Raw genomic sequence first — 17113 nt, 5'->3', positions numbered from 1 at the left:
AGAATATAAGTTTAATTGTTTCATTGGGTGGATTCTTCTGACTAGACTTCCCTCTTAAGCGATGAATACCTTTTTTCATCTAGATGGCTTGCTATTGACTCTAGAAAAAGAGTTTCTACTGGAACATTATAAAATTGAGCAAGCTGTTTGGCGGTACGATAAAGTACGTTTGTGCCTAACTCAGCACGCTTAATAGAGGATATAGAAACATGTAATCCTTTTTTAAGACATTGTTCCGCCAGTTTTTCTTGACTTAATCCTATTCGTCTTCTGTGCTCCTTTAATGCATCAGCATTTAAAGGAACGCGTCCGTCCTTGTTACTCATATTGCTGTCCTTGTTGTTTATAATTCTCTTTCTAAAAAAAGCTTTAAGAGTTTTTTATAAAAATGAATATCTGAACAATTTTGTTGCTTACAGCTAGGTAATAATATGCTCTTTAGGACAAAAAATGACAAGAGTACTTTTTGTCATTCTTTTAAATGGATTTCAGTGGAAGATTTTATTGTTCGAAGTGATACCAATGTTTGAAATTTTTGAATATTGGCTTCGGTGTGAAGTACTTGATCAACAACACTTTCATAAGCTTGGATATCTGGCACAGTGACAAGCATCATAAAATCGTAGTGACCTGTTATTTGCTAGCAATGTCTTACTTCGGGAGCTTAGCTAAAGTCGATTGTAACCATTTTTGAAAATGAATTACGATTTGGTTGGCATGTAGCCGCTTAGGTATAATCAAGTAGTAATTTAGTCCAGTGATATGCTTTGCCATCTTGTTCTCTCCCTGTGTTAACCAAGCGTTTTTAACGAAATTTTCGACAGCAAGTTGGCTGAGAGTACCAATACCTTGTCCAGCAAGCGCCGCCTGAGCGGTTAGATTTTCGTCATTGAAGTAGCGAATAGTCGGCTGTGTATTTGTAGAGGCCTTTTTTATCGCGTCTTCTATCCCTAAATTAGGCAAATTTGGGTTCTTCCATCGTGTGCAAAAAAATGTAGCATCGGATGGATTTGTAGCGAACTTTTTCCAATAGTCTGGTGTGGCAAAGAAGCCAAGGGATTCTTGTATCAGAGGTTGATAAATCAGTAATTTATTCCCACCTTGTTGAGGAGGCTCACCATAGCGAATGGCAAGATCGACGCGTCTATCATGTCCTATGTCTATAAGAGATTCTTCTGCTCTTATTTGAATGTCGAGATCAGGGTGTTGTGCCTGAAAATCGGCAAGATTTGGTACTAACCACATTGCTGCAAATGAACTGGTTGTGCTGATGGTTAATGTTTGAGGTGACCCCATCAATTGATTGATTGTTGAGAGTAAATCTTGCAGAGATTGGTTCGCTGTTGCTGCCAGTAATTCGCCTTCTTTCGTTAATGTTACTGCGCGTGTCCTTCGCTCAAATAACCTTATATTTAAACTGTCTTCCAGCGCTCTGATTTGATGTGAAATCGCCGTTGGTGTGACATTTAATTCATTGGCCGCCTCTTTGAAACTGTTTAATCGGGCTGCAGATTCGAAGGCTTTTATGGCATTTAAAGAGGGAAGTTGCTGGAACATGAATTTACTCTATAGATGAGAATATCTACTTTATAAGAAAAATATCACCATTTGTCACGAGAACCCTTGCCGAACACACTGTGCCTACTCATTAGCAAATAGAGGCATATATCATGAGAAATATCTTACATATCGACTCCAGTGTGCGCCGTACTGATAATTCGACACCAAGTTATAATTCAATATCGAAGTCACTTGGGCGTTGTTTTATAAATACATGGCTGAATAAAAATCATCAAGATAAGGTGGTTTATCGCGATCTTGGGCTTACCCCACCAACCTTTATTTGCCAAGATTGGATTTCAGCAGCGTTCACCCCAGAACAAAACAGAAGCGAATCACAGCAATTAGTCTTAGCTGAGTCCGATACGTATTTTGATGAAGTGGCGCAAGCGGATATCATCCTCATTACCGCCCCCATGTATAACTACGGCATGCCAGCAGTATTGAAGGCGTGGTTTGATCAAATGTTGAGAGTGAATAAGACTTTTACCTTTGATTTGGCGCGAGGAGACTTCCCGATTGAGCCTATCTTGTCAGGGAAAACCTTAGTTCTATTAACATCATCCGGTGAGTTCGGCTTTGGCATTGGTGGTGTCCGTGAAAACATGAATCACTTAGGTCCGCATATTAAACAATTAGCTAAGTATTTGGGGGTCGATCTGTTTTACGAAATTGGTTCAGAATACCAAGAGTTTTCCGATGATCGTCATGCCTTATCGGTCGAAAAAGCAAAGCAAGATATTATTTCTTTAGTAAATCAAATAGGTTGAAAAGTACTTAGTAGAGGAATGATAAGAAATTAAGTGGACTTAACGCCGAAACACTGATCATTGACCAGTGTTTCGATGTCGATAAAAACTAAACAATACCCGAACCGGTTTTGTTCGGATCTGCAGGTCGAGATTTGGCAACGGCAGCGCGGTATCCACTTTCGCGGTAACAGCGAACTGGATCGATGGCGCCTCCTTCCTGTAAGCGCGCCATTTGCAAGATTGGTTCTACGTCCAAGTTGTAGGCTTGTTTCAAGCTGGCCTGCGCCATCATGGCATCATTTTCATTTTGGTATTGAGTTAACGCACTGCGATCGATTAATAAACTTTTCACAAATGCGCGTTGTACCTCTGCTGCGCTGTACATCAAACTTTCTACCGGATCGGTAACATTGTGCGATTGATCCAGCATGTAGAATGGGCTGTAAGACGGATCTTGTGTCCGAATATCTGTTAGTTCGTTGAAAATCAGAAATAGCTGATAAGGGTTGATAGAACCACTGTCTAAATCGTCATCGCCGTATTTACTGTCGTTGAAATGGAATCCACCTAGCTTGCCGAATTGAGCAAGACGGCTGACGATCATTTCGATGTTGACGTTCGGCGCATGATGGCCCAGATCTACCAGAGACAAACAACGATCGCCGGTTTCTTTCGCCGCAAGGTAGCTGCTCCCCCAATCCTGAATGACGGTTGAATAGAATGCAGGCTCAAAGATCTTGTGTTCCAGCAGCATATTCCAATCGTCTGGCAGGCTATTGTAGACCTCCTTGATGCTTTCTAAATAATGTGTGAAGCTGTTTTTAAAGTGTTGTTGGCCGGGGAAGTTAGAGCCATCTCCTACCCAAACGGTTAGCGCTTTAGAGCCTAACTTTTGCCCTAATTCTACTACGTCGATGTTATGAGCAATGGCTTGTTCGCGCACGGCTTTGTTGGTATGTGTCAAACTGCCGAATTTGTATGACTCTTCCTGACCAATTTGATCTTGAAATGTGTTGGAATTCATTGCATCAAAATGCAAACCGTATTGTTCGGCGTACTGGCGAAGTTCCTTTGGGTCTTTTGGTCTGTCCCAAGGAATATGCAAAGATACCGCTGGAGTGGCTTGCGATAGTTGTTGAATAACCGAACAATCATCGAGTTTTTCAAAGATGTTACGCGGCTCACCTTCGCCGGGAAAACGGGCGAAACGCGTGCCACCAGTGCCAACCCCCCAAGAAGGAACCGCAACAGAAAACTGCTTTGCTTGCATTAAAATTGTGTCGATTTTAATGCCTGAGCGATCCAGTTTTTCCGCCAGCGCATTGTAGTCACTGGTGACTGCGGCTTCTTGCTTGGCGTTGTGTTCTTGCAGCAAGTTTTGATCAATTAATTGTTTCATGGGTAGTCCTTTTTATTGTTCTTTTTCAATAGGGTTCTATCTGGATGAATTTCTATAGCCCCTAGCGAGTAAACGAAGGTGCATGACCTGCGTCGACATTTAGGATATTGCCTGTTGACTTAGAAGACGCATCAGATGCAAAGAAGTAAATGGCTTCTGCTATGTCTTCTGGGAAAACATTGAGTTTTAGCATGCTGCGCTGACGATAATGTTCTTCTAAATCATCGGTAGACAGTTGGTACGCGCTGGCTCTTTCTTCTTTCCATTTGCCTGTCCAGATTTTAGAACCACGTAAAACCGCATCTGGGTTAACCACATTTGATCGAATACCAAGTGGCGCACCTTCCAAAGCAACACAGCGAGCAAGCTGAATTTCAGCGGCTTTTGCTACGCAATATGCGCTGGCGTTGGCACTGGCAACCAAACCATTTTTACTGGCGATAAATACCATGTTGCCGCCCATGTTCTGCCGTTTTAGCAGACTAAAGGCTTCACGAGCAACTAAGAAGTAACCGGTTGATAAGATACTTTGGTTTTTATTCCATAGGGCAAGAGTGGTTTCTTCTAGTGGTGCCGACGAAGCAATGCCTGCATTCGAGACCACAATATCTAAACCGCCAAAGGCTAAGGTGCAATGTTTCACTGCACGGATGACATCCTCTTCGTTGGTCACATCCATCTTAATACTAGAGGCGCAGTCTTTTCCAAATTCACCGGCGATATTCGCTTGTGCCGTCGTCAAAGCTTCGTCGTCGATGTCCATTAGAACAAGATTTGCTCCTTCTTTAGCTAGACGTTTTGCTGTCGCAAGACCAATGCCGCCAGCCGCGCCAGTCACCAAGGCAATGTGGCCTGCTAAGGATTTTGGTTTCGGCATGCGTTGTAGTTTTGCTTCTTCAAGTAGCCAGTATTCTATGTCGAAAGCTTCTTGCTCAGGCAAGCCAACATATTCACTAACGCTGTCTGCACCACGCATCACGTTAATAGCATTTACGTAGAATTCACCTGCGATACGAGCGGTGGCTTTATCTTTAGCAAAAGACAGCATTCCAACACCTGGGATCAGGTAAATGACGGGGTTAGGATCTCGCATGGCAGGGCTGTTATCACGCTTACAGCGGTTGTAGTAGGCCGCGTAATCTTCACGATAGTCAGCAAGGCTTTTATCTAGCGACCCAATGACTTCGTCTAGGTTGTCTTTTTCTGGGTCGTAAGCCACGACAAAAGGGCGAATTTTTGTGCGCAAAAAATGATCAGGGCAAGAGGTGCCAAGCTTAGCAAGACGTTCTAAGTCTTTAGAATTGACGAAATCTAATACTTCATCGGAAGCGTTGAAGTGACCAATTTGACGTTGTTTTTCACTGGTTTTGCCGCGAATCAGCGGCATTAAACTAGAAACCACTTGTTGGCGTTTGTTATCAGGTAGCGTTTTAAATCGTTCTCCTCCAAATGCGGCTTTGCCTGCGCTTTGCTGTTCTAACCAAGTTTGTGCTTTGTTAATAATATTCAACGAGTTTAGGTAACAATCTTTGTTGCCATTAGACCAAGTAAATAAGCCATGGCTTTCTAATACGACGCCTTTTAAGTGTGGGTTTTCGGTGGCGATTTTCTGTAAATCCATCCCCAACTGAAAACCTGGGCGACGCCAAGGAAGCCAGCCAATTTCACCATCAAATATTTTTTCTGTGAGTTGTTTGCTGTTTTTGCTTGCCGCGATAGCGATCACAGCATCTGGATGTAGATGATCTATATGAAGGTAAGGTAAATAGGCATGAAGTGGTGTATCAATGCTGGCAGCGCGGGCGTTTAGGTTATATGTACAATGAGGAAGGTAAGCGACCATCTCATCTTCGAATTCAAGCCCGCGATAAAGTGGTAACAGCTGATTTAATTTGTCCATGTAGAGAGTGGAAAAGCCATCTAATCCCATGGAGCCAATATCACCACCAGAACCCTTTACCCATAATACTGTGGTTTTCTCACCTGTTAGCGGATCATCCATCTGAATTTTTGCAGAGGTATTACCGCCACCATAATTGGTAACGCGCATGTCAGAACCAAGCAAGTTTGATCGATATTGCAATAATTCGGGTTCAGTCAGAAGGGACGCGTCAGCATCGTTCCAAAGGTTGGGTAGTAAGTTAGTAGACATCGTTTAACCTCAAGTTCCGTCTCATTTAAATAGCCTAAAGTGTTTTTTTATGGCTATTTTCAAAGACTTAAAATTTATTTTTGTTATGCACAATCAGCGGGTTAGAATGATTGATAAGCTTCATACTAAAACAAAAGTAATCATTTTCAAGCATTTTTTATCTTTTTGTTAATTTTTTGATTGATAGTGCTTGATAATGATTGAAAATTAATTATATTGAATGTCGAGGATGATCAATGCACGAGATTGAAAGGCACAGAGTGATCCTATCGGAAGTTGAGGCTCGGCCTATTGTGACGGTGGCGCATCTAGCCGATGTGTTAGGTGCATCAGAAGCAACGGTACGCAGAGATATCAACTTTTTGGATAAGGCTGGCAAGCTGCGTCGGGTGCGGGGAGGAGCGGAAGCAATAAACCCACCGTCTGATGTGAGCTTGTTAGGACGACCTTACTCAGTGAGTCAAACCATTAATACTGATGTAAAGCGATGTATTGCAAAGGCGGCAGTGGAATTATTATCGGACAATATGTCGATTATGATCAGCGGTGGCACAACGACATCGGCTATGTCTGAGTACATGCGAGGTTTTAAGCTGCAAGTACTGACCAACTCATTTTCTATTGCCGATCAATTGATTAAAAAGAGTAAATGCAGTGTTACCGTGCCGAGCGGAAAAATTCATCGAGAGCAGAACATTATTTTGAGTCCGTTCCCGAATGATATTTCTAATCACACTTACGCTGATATTCTTTTTATTGGTGCATATGGGGTGAATTCTCATGGTGTGATGGAGACAGATCCACAAATCGTACAAGCGGTTATGAAACTAATAAATCGAGCAGATCAGCGGGTGCTTTTGGTTGATAGTACAAAGTTTCAAAATCGATCAAGTATGATCATTTGTCCTTTATCACAGATAGATATCGTTATCACGGATGATGGAATTGATAACAAGAGTAAAGAAGTGATCGAATCGGCTGGCTGTCGTTTGATCATAGTTGAAAAACAAAAACAATAAACCGCGCCTCGGATACGACAACTTCTTGTTGGGTGATGATGAGCGCGCTCTTGGAGATAATTATGAAAAGTAAACTCATCACGGCGTGTGTACTGGCTTCTGCAACTTTATTTGCTTCTGGTGCTTATGCAGCAGATCAAGTTCGAGTGGCGTTATTAGTAAAAGCGCTAGGCATTGGTTTTTTTGAAGCGGCATATCGTGGCGCAGAAGAAGCTCGAAAAGAATTAGGTGATGTTGAGGTTATTTATACAGGACCCACATCAACCACGGCCGAAGGTCAGATCGAAATTATCAACTCATTGATTGCTCAGCGTGTTGATGCCATTGCGGTCTCTGCAAATGATGCGGATGCATTGGTTCCCTCCTTGAAGAAAGCACAACGGCGCGGTATTAAAGTTATTTCTTGGGATTCAGGTGTGGGTAAAGAAGGCCGCCAAATTCATTTGAATCCTTCTAGTAACAGCTTGATTGGCGAAATGAACGTGCAACTTGCAGCAGACGCCATTAAAGCCAAAGGGAAAAAGTCTGGTACTTTTGCTATTTTGAGTGCAACACCTACCTCGACTAACCAAAATATTTGGATTGGTGAGATGAAAAAGTCTCTTAGCAAATTTCCTAATCTTAAACTTGTCGATACGGTTTACGGCGATGATTTAGCAGATAAGAGTTTCCGTGAAGCGACTGCGTTAATCAAAAATCACCCTGATTTAGATGTAATTGTCGCTCCAACTACCGTAGGTATTTTGGCAGCTGCACAGGCTGTGAGTGACATGGGGTTAATAGGAAAAGTTTATGTGACAGGTTTGGGGCTTCCTTCAGAATTAGCTGGTCATGTTCACAGTGGTGCGATTCACAGTTTTGCTATCTGGAATCCAATTGATCTTGGTTATTCAGCAACTATGTTGGCTTACAACCTTGTTAAAGGTAATGGTACGAAAACTGAGATTCCAATGGGTCGAATGGGCACTCTTAAAGTAGACAGTAATGGGGACGGTGCGATGGCGAAACCATTTATTTATGATGCGTCTAACGTCGATCAATTCTCTTCCATTTTCTAGTAGCTATTGTCCTCTCCTAACCTTTCCTTTAACAGGGAGAGCAGCTAAGAACTGTTGTTTCTTCTTTTGCAGAAGGATTGCGGTTTGAAGCTCCCTCCCTTCTTTAAGGGGAGAGGGGGGGAACTCGTTCAATACTTTCATAATGAATAACAATAAGAGCAACCGTTATGAACAATGCAATTTTTAGTCTAAAAAAGGTGAGTAAGGTCTTTCCTGGTGTGAAAGCGCTTGATGGGGTCGATCTTCATCTTTATCCCGGCCAAGTAACGGCTCTAATTGGTGAAAATGGTGCTGGAAAATCAACTCTTGTAAAAACCATGACTGGTATTTATCAACCGGATGGTGGAGAGATTCTTTTTAACGGACGAGCCGTAAAGTTCCATTCTCCGCATGATTCCCATGAGTTAGGCATTACAGCGATTCACCAAGAAACCGTGTTGTTTGATGACTTAACGGTGGCGGAAAATATCTTTTTGGGTAACTACCCAATGACTAGGCGTTTTTCCATTGATTGGCCATCTATGCTGACACGTTCACAAAAAATATTGACGTCAATTAATGCTCACATGGACCCAAATCAAATTCTTCGAGAATTGAGCATTGGGCAAAAGCACATGGTTGGTATCGCTCGTGCTTTGTCGGTCGACGCGAAAGTAGTGATTTTGGATGAACCAACGGCGGCGTTGTCTCATCATGAAATTCATGAGTTATATGAATTGGTAAATACCTTAAAGAATCAAGGTAAAGCGATTCTTTTTATTACTCATAAATTTGACGAAATTTTCACCCTAGCCGACCGCTACACCGTGTTTCGTGATGGTTGCTATGTTGGTGAGGGTTTTATTAAAGACACCAACGAAGCTCAGTTAGTAGAAATGATGGTTGCGCGAAGTATAGAAGCGACTTACCCAAAAAAAGAGGTAGAAATAGGCGATACATTGTTGGAAGTAAGTGATTTATGCCACTCAACCGAGTTTGCCAATATTAGTTTTAGTTTAAAAAAAGGCGAGATTCTTGGTGTCTATGGTTTGGTTGGTTCTGGCAGAACGGAAGTCATGCAGGCTTTGTTTGGCACCACAGATCATGTGACTGGCACGGTCAAGATGAATGGCAAAGAAGTGATTGTTCACTCACCAAAAGAAGCTATAGATAATGGGATTGTTTATGTTCCTGAAGAGCGTCAGAAACAAGGCATAGTACTGGAATTACCTATTTATCAAAATGTCAGCTTGCCGCAAGTGGAGCGTTTAGGGCGGCATGGTCAGATCGATAGAGAAAGCGAAATGGCCTTAGCTCGTCAATATTGTGAACGCTTACAAGTGAAGGCTTCTTGCTGGGATGAGAAGGTCATGAACCTCTCGGGCGGTAATCAACAAAAAGTGGTTATTGCTAAGTGGTTAGCCACGAACCCGAAAGTCATTATCTTGGATGAGCCAACCAAAGGTATCGATATCGGGTCGAAAGCCGCAGTACATGAGTTTATGTCTGAACTGGTGGATTCAGGTCTCTCTGTGATTATGGTGTCGTCTGAGTTACCAGAAATTCTTGGTATGTCAGATCGCATTTTAGTGATGAATGAAGGTTTGATTGTTGGTGAATTATCACGAGATGACGCCACGCCAGAGAAGGTAGTTTCTCTTGCGACTGGAGGACATGTTACATGCTAAAACGTTTTATTTATTCCCGTGAAGGTGTGCTAAGCCTTATTGTGTTAGCGATGTTTTTCGGGGTCGGAATAATGAGTCCAGAATTTATTAGCCTGACTAACAGCATTAGTATTTTTAATGATACATCGATTTTGATTATGTTGGCGTTAGGTCAAATGTTGGTGATCTTGACTCGTTGTATTGATTTGTCTGTAGCGGCCAATGTGGCTTTTACTGGTATGGTGGTGGCTATGATAAATCAGTATTTCCCCCATATGAATATGGCGCTGTTGATTGTATTTTGCTTGCTAATAGGGGCTTTATTAGGGGCGATTAATGGCTTGTTTGTTTGGTTATTAAAAGTACCTTCCATCGTTATTACGCTTGGTACCATGAGTATTTATCGTGGTGCAACATTTCTATTATCGGATGGCGCTTGGGTGAACTCTCACCAAATGAGTGAGTCTTTTATCGGTTTACCTCGTTATGAGATTTTTTCTATACCTGTTCTGAGCTGGATGGCACTTGCCGTGATCATTGTGGCTTTTTGGGCAATGAAATTCAGTGTTTGGGGACGTAACTTTTATGCTGCTGGTGGTAATCCAATGGCCGCATTTTATTCTGGTGTAAATGTAGGCAAGGTTCAGTTTTATGCCTTTCTAGTGTCAGGTACCTTGTCTGGTTTGTGTGGTTATTTGTGGGTGTCGCGTTTTGCGGTGGCTTATGTCGATGTGGCCAATGGCTTTGAGTTGCAAGTGATTGCGGCTTGTGTGATTGGTGGTATTAGCATTGTTGGTGGCTTGGGTACAGTTATTGGCTGCGTTATTGGTGCCTTATTTATTGGTGTAGTAAATAATGCCCTACCAATTATCGGCGTATCGCCTTTTTGGCAAATGGCCATTTCTGGGACAGTGATTATTATCGCTGTTATTGCTAACTCTACGTCAGATAAAGACAAAGCTCGCATTATTCTTCGTAAACCCGATGAGACTATGGACTCCGCTCAGGCTCATTAAGAGAAAGAGGCTTTTATGGACACAACAATAAAAAAATCAGTCACGCCTGATGTTATGTTAACCAGTCGGTTACAAAAAATTTTCCGTTGGGAAACCTTCTTAATTCTGATTGTGTTTTTGGTTTGTGTGATGAACTCTCATTTATCACCTTACTTTTTAGACCCTTGGAACCTATCGGATGCGACCTTTAATTTTACCGAAAAAGCCTTAATTGCTTTGCCAATGGCGATGCTGATTATTGCTAAAGAAATTGATATTTCTGTGGCCGCTATTATCTCGCTTTCCAGTACCTTAATGGGCTTCGTGGCTCAAATGGGCGCACCAGTATATGCGGTAGCATTTGTGGGTATTTTGGCTGGCGCAGCTTGTGGTTTGTTTAATGGCATCTTGGTGACGCGTTTCAATATTCCTTCCATTGTGGTGACAATTGGCACCATGAGTTTATTTCGTGGTATCAGCTATATCTTATTGGGTGACCAAGTAGTACGAGATTATCCCGATGGCTTTGAGTTTTTTGGGCAGGGCTATGTTTACTGGGTATTCTCATTCGAATTGGTACTGTTTGTCTTTTTTGCCTTGGTGTTTTATTGGTTGTTACATCGCACCACATTTGGCCGTTACACCTATGCTATTGGTAATAACCCGACAGCCTCGTATTACTCGGGAATCAAGGTTGATAAACATCGTTTGATTCTGTTTAGCCTAGTCGGTGTGATGTCTGGTATTGCATCTGTTCTATTAACGTCTCGCTTGGGTAGTACGCGCCCTAGTATTGCCATGGGCTGGGAACTCAGCATCATTACTATGGTAGTGCTAGGTGGTGTGAGTATTCTTGGTGGAAGTGGAACCATTGCGGGCGTTGTGTTGGCGGTTATTTTAATGGGGTTGGTGACCTTTGGTATGGGGTTGCTGAATATACCTGGCATTGTTATGACGATTATTGTTGGTGTGATGTTAATCACCGTGGTGAGTTTGCCTGTGCTGATTACTTTCTATAAAAACAAAAAGGCAAAAGCGTTATGAGATATGCCTCCGTGATGTATTTGCACAAAGGCTGTGAAGAGGAATACAAAAAACGTCATGATGAGCTTTGGCCTGAGCTCGCTGAACATTTAAAGCAGCAGGGTATTCACAACTATTATATTCACCTCGATCGCAACGAGAGTGACCGCGAAAGTCGACTTTATGCCACGTTTGATGCAGAGGATTTAGATACGAAAGCCTTGGCTGATCATCCCATTATGCAACGCTGGTGGAAATATATGGCTGACATTATGGAAACCAAAACGCCATCGTTTGAGCCTGTAGCCGATGTTCTGCAAGAAGTGTTTCGCTTCAATGTTTTACAACCTGACAAAACCCGCGTGGTGGCGGTTCTAGATATTGGCAAAAGCAACATTAAAATCTGTTTGATGGACGGTCAAACGGGAGCCTTATTGCAGATTGAAAAGCGTGTTAATGGTGTGGTTGATACACCACCATATCCTCATGTGGATGTGGATTCAATATGGCAATGGATCAAAGATACGTTGGCCGATTTGGCCCAGCGCTACTTTATTGCCAGCATTGCGATTACCACACATGGGGCAACCATTGCCTGCATGAAGGGCGACCAACTTGCCTTGCCGATTCTGGATTATGAATACGATGGTGTGTCTGAGTTAAAAGAAGAATACGACGCTGCACGCCCAGATTTTAGTGAATCTTTTAGTCCGAGATTGCCCCAAGGCCTGAACTTAGGAGCGCAATTGTTCTGGCAGCAAAAACGCTTTGCAGATGAGTTTGCAACAGTTGATTCATTACTTTTGTATCCGCAATATTGGGGCTATAAACTCAGTGGTAACAAAGCCGCTGAAGTCACCTCATTAGGATGTCATACCGATCTGTGGAACCCGACCAGTTGTCAGTTTTCTACCTTGTGTGAACAGCAAAAATGGGCGCAGCGCTTTCCTGAAGTCATAGAGACTGGTGCCAAGCTTGGCACCATCTTGCCTGACTTAGCCAAAGAAACTGGCTTGCCTACGAGCTGTGTCATTTTCAACGGCATCCATGACTCTAACGCTTCGTTAGTGCCTTACATCGGCCAACCCATGGAGAAACTCACCGTCGTATCTAGTGGTACTTGGACGGTGATTGCGACCATCAATGGCAAGCTGGATTCATTGCACGAAGACAAAGACATGCTCGCCAATGTGGACGCTCTTGGCCGCGCTACCCCGACGATTCGTTTCATGGGCGGAAGAGAATGGGAACAACTTCGTAGCGACAGCAAAGCCACCTTGAGTGACGTGAGCTTTATCCTCGAACACGGCATTTTGGCCATTCCCGCCTTTGCCAAAGGTGGCGGTCCGTTTGCTCATTGTGAAGGGCGCATTATTGATCGCGGTATTGAGTTAACGCCTGCCATGCAGTCTGCGCTGGCTGATATTTATGTGGCCTTGATGACAGATTATTGTTTGGATCTGATGGGCAGCAGCGACACCGTGATTGTTGAAGGCGCGTTTAGCAATAACATCAATTTTCTCACTTTATTAGCTTGTATGCGAAGCCAAAATGAAATCTACGCCTCTCGTGATGTTACCGGCACCTCCGGCGGTGCCGCTTTGCTTTCTAATAAAAGCTTAAAACTCAAAGGCCGCCTCAGTCTCGCTCTGTGTGATGCAAACATAAAACCTTTGCTTAATCTTTATCGTCAGCAATGGCGGGATTTAGTGGGGGAGTTGTAGTGTCGCTTTATCTTTAACAAAAAACACTTACGATGCCTCATTCCGACACGGGCGCGAACTCTTCATGAGGCGTTGTGAGTGGTTATTGATAGTAATAATTCACAGCAGAATGCAAGGACATATAGAGTAAGCATAATCCGCCGATAATATTGATCACCGAGCTAATGATGTTTACTTTCAGCCTTTCTTTAGCAAAACAAAATACTAAGCTAAAAATTAAAATCCACAGAGCCATAATCGTAACGTGGATTATCGATAGCAATAGGTAACTTGATAAGCCTGAGCCAGCGAAAATAGGCACAACAGTTAGGTACAAAATAATTGCTTTTGTATTGAAAACATTTAGCAGAAAGGCTTGTTTTATACTGACGTTTGACGCAGATAATACCGTTTTATGATGCAATAGCTTCATGCCAGAAGTAACCAGTTTTAGACCTAGCCAAAGCAAGAACGCCATACCAATAATGTGCAAACTATTCATGACAACTTGGCTTTTGTTTAAAGCATTAGAAATGCCGAGGCCCACAAGTAAGCCATGCAGAATAATTCCAAGTCCAGTTCCCATCACGACTTTGAACGCACCTTTAATGCCATTCATGGCAACGTTTGACAGCGCAAGAGTAAAACTGGCTCCAGGTGATAAAGCGATAGGCAAAATTGCTATTACGAATCCTTGTATATCCATTAAATTAGGTTTCCGATTTTCTGGCTTTATATCAAACGAATGTCGAGTTTTTTCCCCAGAGCGGTTGCAAAACGCTCAAGAGTCGATAGCTTTACATCATCAGAATGGCTTTCAATTCGAGATATAGCGCTTTTTTGAGTATGCAGTTTCAATGCTAATTCATCTTGTGTTAACCCTGCGTTCTTGCGCGCTTCTTTGAGCAATACGCCAAATCTAAAGGCCTGATAACCCTCGTCGTAACCTTCAGTAAAATCCTTATCGTCGGCTTTGCGGTTTTTTAAATCACTCATGTTTCTTCCTCGCTAAATAGTCGTGACGACGACTCTTTGCAATCTTGATGTCTCTTGATGGTGTTTTTTTGGGTCTTCTTCTGAAAGCCGTGATTTAAAACAACCAAACTGTCGCCATCAAAGAGTCCTAATAAACGAAATATGTTACCTTCGACTTGCCCGTGTATTTTCCAGATATTGTTAGTTTTCACTAACTTCTTAAGGTATGTTGACGGTACAGCATCAAGTTCTTTAACTAACTAAAGTACCCAAGCCACTCTCTATGCTTGTTTGCTAGCAAGCGAATCTAGAAATTCTGCTAATAGGGATTTACCATCTTCCGTGATGTAAAAGTGTATATTCCTTATGTTTTAAACGTTAACGCTAAAGTGAACTTTATCAAGAATGTTTTTTTACTTATGCGTTAACTTTATATAGTTCGAGAAATTGTAACTTTGACATTTAAATCACTCACAACGCCTCATTCCGACATGAGTGCGAACTCTTCATGAGGCGTTTTGAGTGATTATTTATAGCGCGGTAAAAAGATTTAGTATCCACCCTGATAGATAAAGCCCAAAACCAAAAATAGCATGGTTTATTAAGCTATGAATACGAGCTGATGTTGGTTTTGGTGTTCTGGACGCCGCAATGCCAGCTCCCATTCCGGGTTGTAATATGAAGAAAGGTGCGACAACAGTGGCAATACCAACCGTGAGCGCTGGTACTATGGTTGGAGTGTGCGTCCATGTAATACCATATAGGCTTACTAACACCGCGGCGAATGCGATGCCTATAGCGTAATGGCTTATCCAACCGATGACATTTTCATACGGTATAGTGGGAGATTTTCCTATTGATTCATGATGAAAGCGACCCTTCATCATATGACCAATCCAGCGTCCAACCATTCCATAATTAAGTGAAGGGATACCAAGCAAATACTTACGTACTATTGCCCATATATCCATTATGAAAGTGGCACCTATCCCTATAATCAAAATAAATAGTAATGTTTGCATATTGCTCTCCGGTGATTGTTCTTTAGTAGGTGTGATGCTAGCTTACAAGTTAAAGTAAACTTGAGGTCAAGAGGCAAAGGATGGATATTTCGGAAGTCGCAAAACGATCAGGTGTGCCAGCATCGACACTGCGTTTTTATGATGAGAAAGGTTTAATCACTTCAGTTGGGCGGCGAGGATTACGCCGAATTTTTAACTCCAATGTTTTAGTACGGTTGGAATTGATTTCTTTAGGACGTGTTGTAGGTTTTTCATTAGACGAAATAGCCAGAATTTTTGGTGACAATGACAGTCCTGAGATTAACCGACAGTTATTATTAGACAAGGCAGAAGAGCTAGATAAAACGATTCGGACATTGACATCTATGCGTGACGGACTTCGGCACACGGCAGAATGCTCTGCACCGAGTCATTTAGAATGTCCAAAATTTCGCCGTTTAATGGGACTGGCTGCATCGGGTGCTATTAAAGGAGTGAGCACCAAAGGCGTTTCGAAGAAGTAGGCGGCTGCATTTAAAATAAATTGCCGATAGAGAAACGCCGCACTGCTTAGCTTTTACACTTTGGAAGTATAGCCAGTATTCTAAGACCGAAATCGCAAATTTTCTTTCGTTAGTTGATCAATTGATGTTTTGCCCATGAGTTTCATGTCGCGTTCGAGTTCGGCTTTCATCAGTCCGAGTGCGCGTTCGACGCCAGGTTGCCCAGCGGCAGCGAGTGGATACAAGTACATGCGGCCGATGCCGACGGCTTTTGCGCCAAGAGATAAGGCTTTGAGTACATGAGTACCGCGTTGCACGCCGCTGTCGAATATCACGTCTATTTCGTCACCTACTTCATCGACGATTTCTGCGAGCTGATCAAAGGAACTGCGGGAGCCATCTAACTGGCGACCGCCATGGTTAGAAATGATTACGCCAGTGCAGCCAATCTCTACCGCTTTTCGAGCGTCTTCTCGGCTCATGATGCCTTTTAAGCAGAACTCTCCATCCCAGAATTTCACCATTTCAGCTACATCATCCCAGTTCATCGATGGGTCGAGCATGTTGGTAAAGTAGTCGCCAATCGACGTGGCACCAGAACCCATGTCGATGTGTTCCTCCAACTGAGGTAAACGGAACTTTTCGTGGGTCACGTAGTTAATGCCCCACATAGGTTTGAGGACAAATTGCAGCATGCCTTTTAGGTTTAATTTAAAGGGAATGGCGAAGCCTGTGCGAAGGTCACGTTCTCGATTGCCGCCAGTAATGGAATCGACCGTTAGCATCATGACTTGCACGCCGGCGTCTTTGGCTCTTTGCATCATGGCACGGTTCAGTTCTCGGTCTTTATGGAAGTAAAACTGATAGACCTGCGGCGTAGTGGTTTGCTGAGCGATTTCTTCCATGCTGACGGTGCCAAGGGACGATACGCCAAACATGGTGCCGTATTTTTCGGCGGCATTGGCAACGGCTCTTTCGCCATCATGATGGAATAATCGCTGCAAAGCAGTCGGCGAACAGTAAATTGGCAGAGCGAGTTTTTGTCCCATGACGGTAACGGACAAATCTACGTCTTTTACGCCAGTCAGGACGCTGGGCACTAGATCGCAGGTTTCAAAAGCGGCGGTATTGCGACGATAGGTTGTTTCGTCATCAGCGCCACCATCTATGTAATTAAATATAGGACCAGGAAGGCGTTTTTTAGCCAAAGTGCGGAAGTCTTGGAAGTTGTGGCAATCTTTGAGACGCATGGTTTTTTGCTCCTATTATTTTATTTATTCACTATAGCGTGAGTAGGATTTACGATAAATACGACATAAACTAATAA

General features: G+C 42.8%; 17 protein-coding genes and 1 pseudogene. 8 read left to right on the top strand and 10 right to left on the bottom strand.

The window, feature by feature from the left end; all coding sequences use genetic code 11:
* Positions 1-41 precede the first annotated feature (41 nt).
* From C0J08_RS18515 to C0J08_RS18505, 3 genes are all read right to left on the bottom strand, one after another.
* Entirely contained in the window at positions 42-326 is a 285-nt protein-coding gene (locus C0J08_RS18515) for a helix-turn-helix transcriptional regulator (protein ID WP_212653369.1), read from the bottom strand.
* Between the two features lie 143 nt (positions 327-469).
* The gene (locus tag C0J08_RS18510; protein WP_502711634.1) at positions 470-637 is read right to left on the bottom strand and encodes an Lrp/AsnC ligand binding domain-containing protein; all 168 of its coding nucleotides are present in this window, start codon (positions 635-637) and stop codon (positions 470-472) included.
* A gap of 14 nt (positions 638-651) precedes the next feature.
* Entirely contained in the window at positions 652-1557 is a 906-nt protein-coding gene (locus C0J08_RS18505; RefSeq protein ID WP_212653367.1) for a LysR family transcriptional regulator, read from the bottom strand.
* A gap of 113 nt (positions 1558-1670) precedes the next feature.
* Between C0J08_RS18505 and C0J08_RS18500 the strand changes: the two genes are divergently transcribed.
* Positions 1671-2330 (top strand): FMN-dependent NADH-azoreductase, encoded by a 660-nt coding sequence (locus tag C0J08_RS18500; RefSeq protein WP_212653366.1) that lies wholly within the window; start codon positions 1671-1673, stop codon positions 2328-2330.
* Positions 2331-2418: 88 nt separating this feature from the next.
* On the opposite strand, the gene rhaI is transcribed toward C0J08_RS18500, so the two are convergent.
* Positions 2419-3711 carry an L-rhamnose catabolism isomerase gene (gene rhaI / locus C0J08_RS18495; protein WP_212653365.1) on the bottom strand — a complete coding sequence of 431 codons (1293 nt, stop codon included), beginning with the start codon at positions 3709-3711 and terminating at the stop codon, positions 2419-2421.
* 61 nt (positions 3712-3772) lie between these two features.
* On the bottom strand, positions 3773-5863 hold the full coding sequence (locus C0J08_RS18490; RefSeq protein WP_212653364.1) for a bifunctional rhamnulose-1-phosphate aldolase/short-chain dehydrogenase: 2091 nt from the start codon (positions 5861-5863) through the stop codon (positions 3773-3775).
* Between the two features lie 236 nt (positions 5864-6099).
* On the opposite strand from C0J08_RS18490, the gene C0J08_RS18485 reads away from it, so the two are divergent.
* The 6 genes from C0J08_RS18485 (at position 6100) to C0J08_RS18460 (ending at position 13328) form a co-directional block, all read left to right on the top strand.
* Positions 6100-6882 carry a DeoR/GlpR family DNA-binding transcription regulator gene (locus C0J08_RS18485; RefSeq protein WP_212653363.1) on the top strand — a complete coding sequence of 261 codons (783 nt, stop codon included), beginning with the start codon at positions 6100-6102 and terminating at the stop codon, positions 6880-6882.
* Between the two features lie 62 nt (positions 6883-6944).
* On the top strand, positions 6945-7940 hold the full coding sequence (gene rhaS, locus C0J08_RS18480; protein ID WP_212653362.1) for a rhamnose ABC transporter substrate-binding protein: 996 nt from the start codon (positions 6945-6947) through the stop codon (positions 7938-7940).
* Positions 7941-8107: 167 nt separating this feature from the next.
* Positions 8108-9607 (top strand): sugar ABC transporter ATP-binding protein, encoded by a 1500-nt coding sequence (locus C0J08_RS18475; protein WP_212653361.1) that lies wholly within the window; start codon positions 8108-8110, stop codon positions 9605-9607.
* Positions 9601-10602, top strand: a complete 1002-nt coding sequence (locus C0J08_RS18470) for an ABC transporter permease (RefSeq protein WP_212653360.1) — start codon at positions 9601-9603, stop codon at positions 10600-10602. The genes C0J08_RS18475 and C0J08_RS18470 overlap by 7 nt, the downstream gene beginning before the upstream one ends.
* A gap of 15 nt (positions 10603-10617) precedes the next feature.
* Positions 10618-11625, top strand: coding sequence for an ABC transporter permease (locus C0J08_RS18465; protein ID WP_212653359.1), 1008 nt, complete (start codon positions 10618-10620; stop codon positions 11623-11625).
* Positions 11622-13328, top strand: coding sequence for an L-rhamnose mutarotase (locus C0J08_RS18460; RefSeq protein WP_212653358.1), 1707 nt, complete (start codon positions 11622-11624; stop codon positions 13326-13328). The genes C0J08_RS18465 and C0J08_RS18460 overlap by 4 nt, the downstream gene beginning before the upstream one ends.
* An 82-nt stretch (positions 13329-13410) precedes the next feature.
* Here C0J08_RS18460 and C0J08_RS18455 read toward each other — a convergent pair whose 3' ends face one another.
* The 4 genes and pseudogenes from C0J08_RS18455 to C0J08_RS18440 form a co-directional block, all read right to left on the bottom strand.
* Positions 13411-14013 carry a LysE family translocator gene (locus C0J08_RS18455; RefSeq protein WP_212653357.1) on the bottom strand — a complete coding sequence of 201 codons (603 nt, stop codon included), beginning with the start codon at positions 14011-14013 and terminating at the stop codon, positions 13411-13413.
* Between the two features lie 26 nt (positions 14014-14039).
* Entirely contained in the window at positions 14040-14303 is a 264-nt protein-coding gene (locus C0J08_RS18450) for a helix-turn-helix domain-containing protein (protein ID WP_212653356.1), read from the bottom strand.
* Positions 14300-14497 (bottom strand): annotated as a pseudogene (locus tag C0J08_RS22925) (type II toxin-antitoxin system RelE/ParE family toxin); the annotation flags it as partial. The pseudogene C0J08_RS22925 and the gene C0J08_RS18450, both read right to left, overlap by 4 nt.
* 315 nt (positions 14498-14812) lie before the next feature.
* Positions 14813-15304, bottom strand: coding sequence for a DUF2938 domain-containing protein (locus C0J08_RS18440; protein WP_212653354.1), 492 nt, complete (start codon positions 15302-15304; stop codon positions 14813-14815).
* Between the two features lie 80 nt (positions 15305-15384).
* Here C0J08_RS18440 and C0J08_RS18435 point away from each other — a divergent pair, with 80 nt between their 5' ends.
* Positions 15385-15807, top strand: coding sequence for a helix-turn-helix domain-containing protein (locus C0J08_RS18435; protein WP_212653353.1), 423 nt, complete (start codon positions 15385-15387; stop codon positions 15805-15807).
* An 80-nt stretch (positions 15808-15887) separates the two neighbouring features.
* On the opposite strand, the gene C0J08_RS18430 is transcribed toward C0J08_RS18435, so the two are convergent.
* A complete protein-coding gene (locus C0J08_RS18430) occupies positions 15888-17036 on the bottom strand; it encodes an alpha-hydroxy acid oxidase (protein WP_212653352.1) in 1149 nt (382 codons plus the stop codon).
* Positions 17037-17113: the final 77 nt, after the last annotated feature.

The organism is Marinomonas sp. CT5 (assembly GCF_018336975.1).
Classification (GTDB): Bacteria; Pseudomonadota; Gammaproteobacteria; order Pseudomonadales; family Marinomonadaceae; genus Marinomonas.
This window is presented reverse-complemented; position numbering and strand designations above follow the sequence as displayed.

What these genes read in the sequence shown, in the direction of transcription:
- C0J08_RS18515 (WP_212653369.1), bottom strand. Translation starts at nt 326, where the DNA reads ATGAGTAACAAGGACGGACGCGTTCCTTTAAATGCTGATGCATTAAAG.
- C0J08_RS18505 (WP_212653367.1), bottom strand. Translation starts at nt 1,557, where the DNA reads ATGTTCCAGCAACTTCCCTCTTTAAATGCCATAAAAGCCTTCGAATCT.
- C0J08_RS18500 (WP_212653366.1), top strand. Translation starts at nt 1,671, where the DNA reads ATGAGAAATATCTTACATATCGACTCCAGTGTGCGCCGTACTGATAAT.
- rhaI (WP_212653365.1), bottom strand. Translation starts at nt 3,711, where the DNA reads ATGAAACAATTAATTGATCAAAACTTGCTGCAAGAACACAACGCCAAG.
- C0J08_RS18490 (WP_212653364.1), bottom strand. Translation starts at nt 5,863, where the DNA reads ATGTCTACTAACTTACTACCCAACCTTTGGAACGATGCTGACGCGTCC.
- C0J08_RS18485 (WP_212653363.1), top strand. Translation starts at nt 6,100, where the DNA reads ATGCACGAGATTGAAAGGCACAGAGTGATCCTATCGGAAGTTGAGGCT.
- rhaS (WP_212653362.1), top strand. Translation starts at nt 6,945, where the DNA reads ATGAAAAGTAAACTCATCACGGCGTGTGTACTGGCTTCTGCAACTTTA.
- C0J08_RS18475 (WP_212653361.1), top strand. Translation starts at nt 8,108, where the DNA reads ATGAACAATGCAATTTTTAGTCTAAAAAAGGTGAGTAAGGTCTTTCCT.
- C0J08_RS18470 (WP_212653360.1), top strand. Translation starts at nt 9,601, where the DNA reads ATGCTAAAACGTTTTATTTATTCCCGTGAAGGTGTGCTAAGCCTTATT.
- C0J08_RS18465 (WP_212653359.1), top strand. Translation starts at nt 10,618, where the DNA reads ATGGACACAACAATAAAAAAATCAGTCACGCCTGATGTTATGTTAACC.
- C0J08_RS18460 (WP_212653358.1), top strand. Translation starts at nt 11,622, where the DNA reads ATGAGATATGCCTCCGTGATGTATTTGCACAAAGGCTGTGAAGAGGAA.
- C0J08_RS18455 (WP_212653357.1), bottom strand. Translation starts at nt 14,013, where the DNA reads ATGGATATACAAGGATTCGTAATAGCAATTTTGCCTATCGCTTTATCA.
- C0J08_RS18450 (WP_212653356.1), bottom strand. Translation starts at nt 14,303, where the DNA reads ATGAGTGATTTAAAAAACCGCAAAGCCGACGATAAGGATTTTACTGAA.
- C0J08_RS18440 (WP_212653354.1), bottom strand. Translation starts at nt 15,304, where the DNA reads ATGCAAACATTACTATTTATTTTGATTATAGGGATAGGTGCCACTTTC.
- C0J08_RS18435 (WP_212653353.1), top strand. Translation starts at nt 15,385, where the DNA reads ATGGATATTTCGGAAGTCGCAAAACGATCAGGTGTGCCAGCATCGACA.
- C0J08_RS18430 (WP_212653352.1), bottom strand. Translation starts at nt 17,036, where the DNA reads ATGCGTCTCAAAGATTGCCACAACTTCCAAGACTTCCGCACTTTGGCT.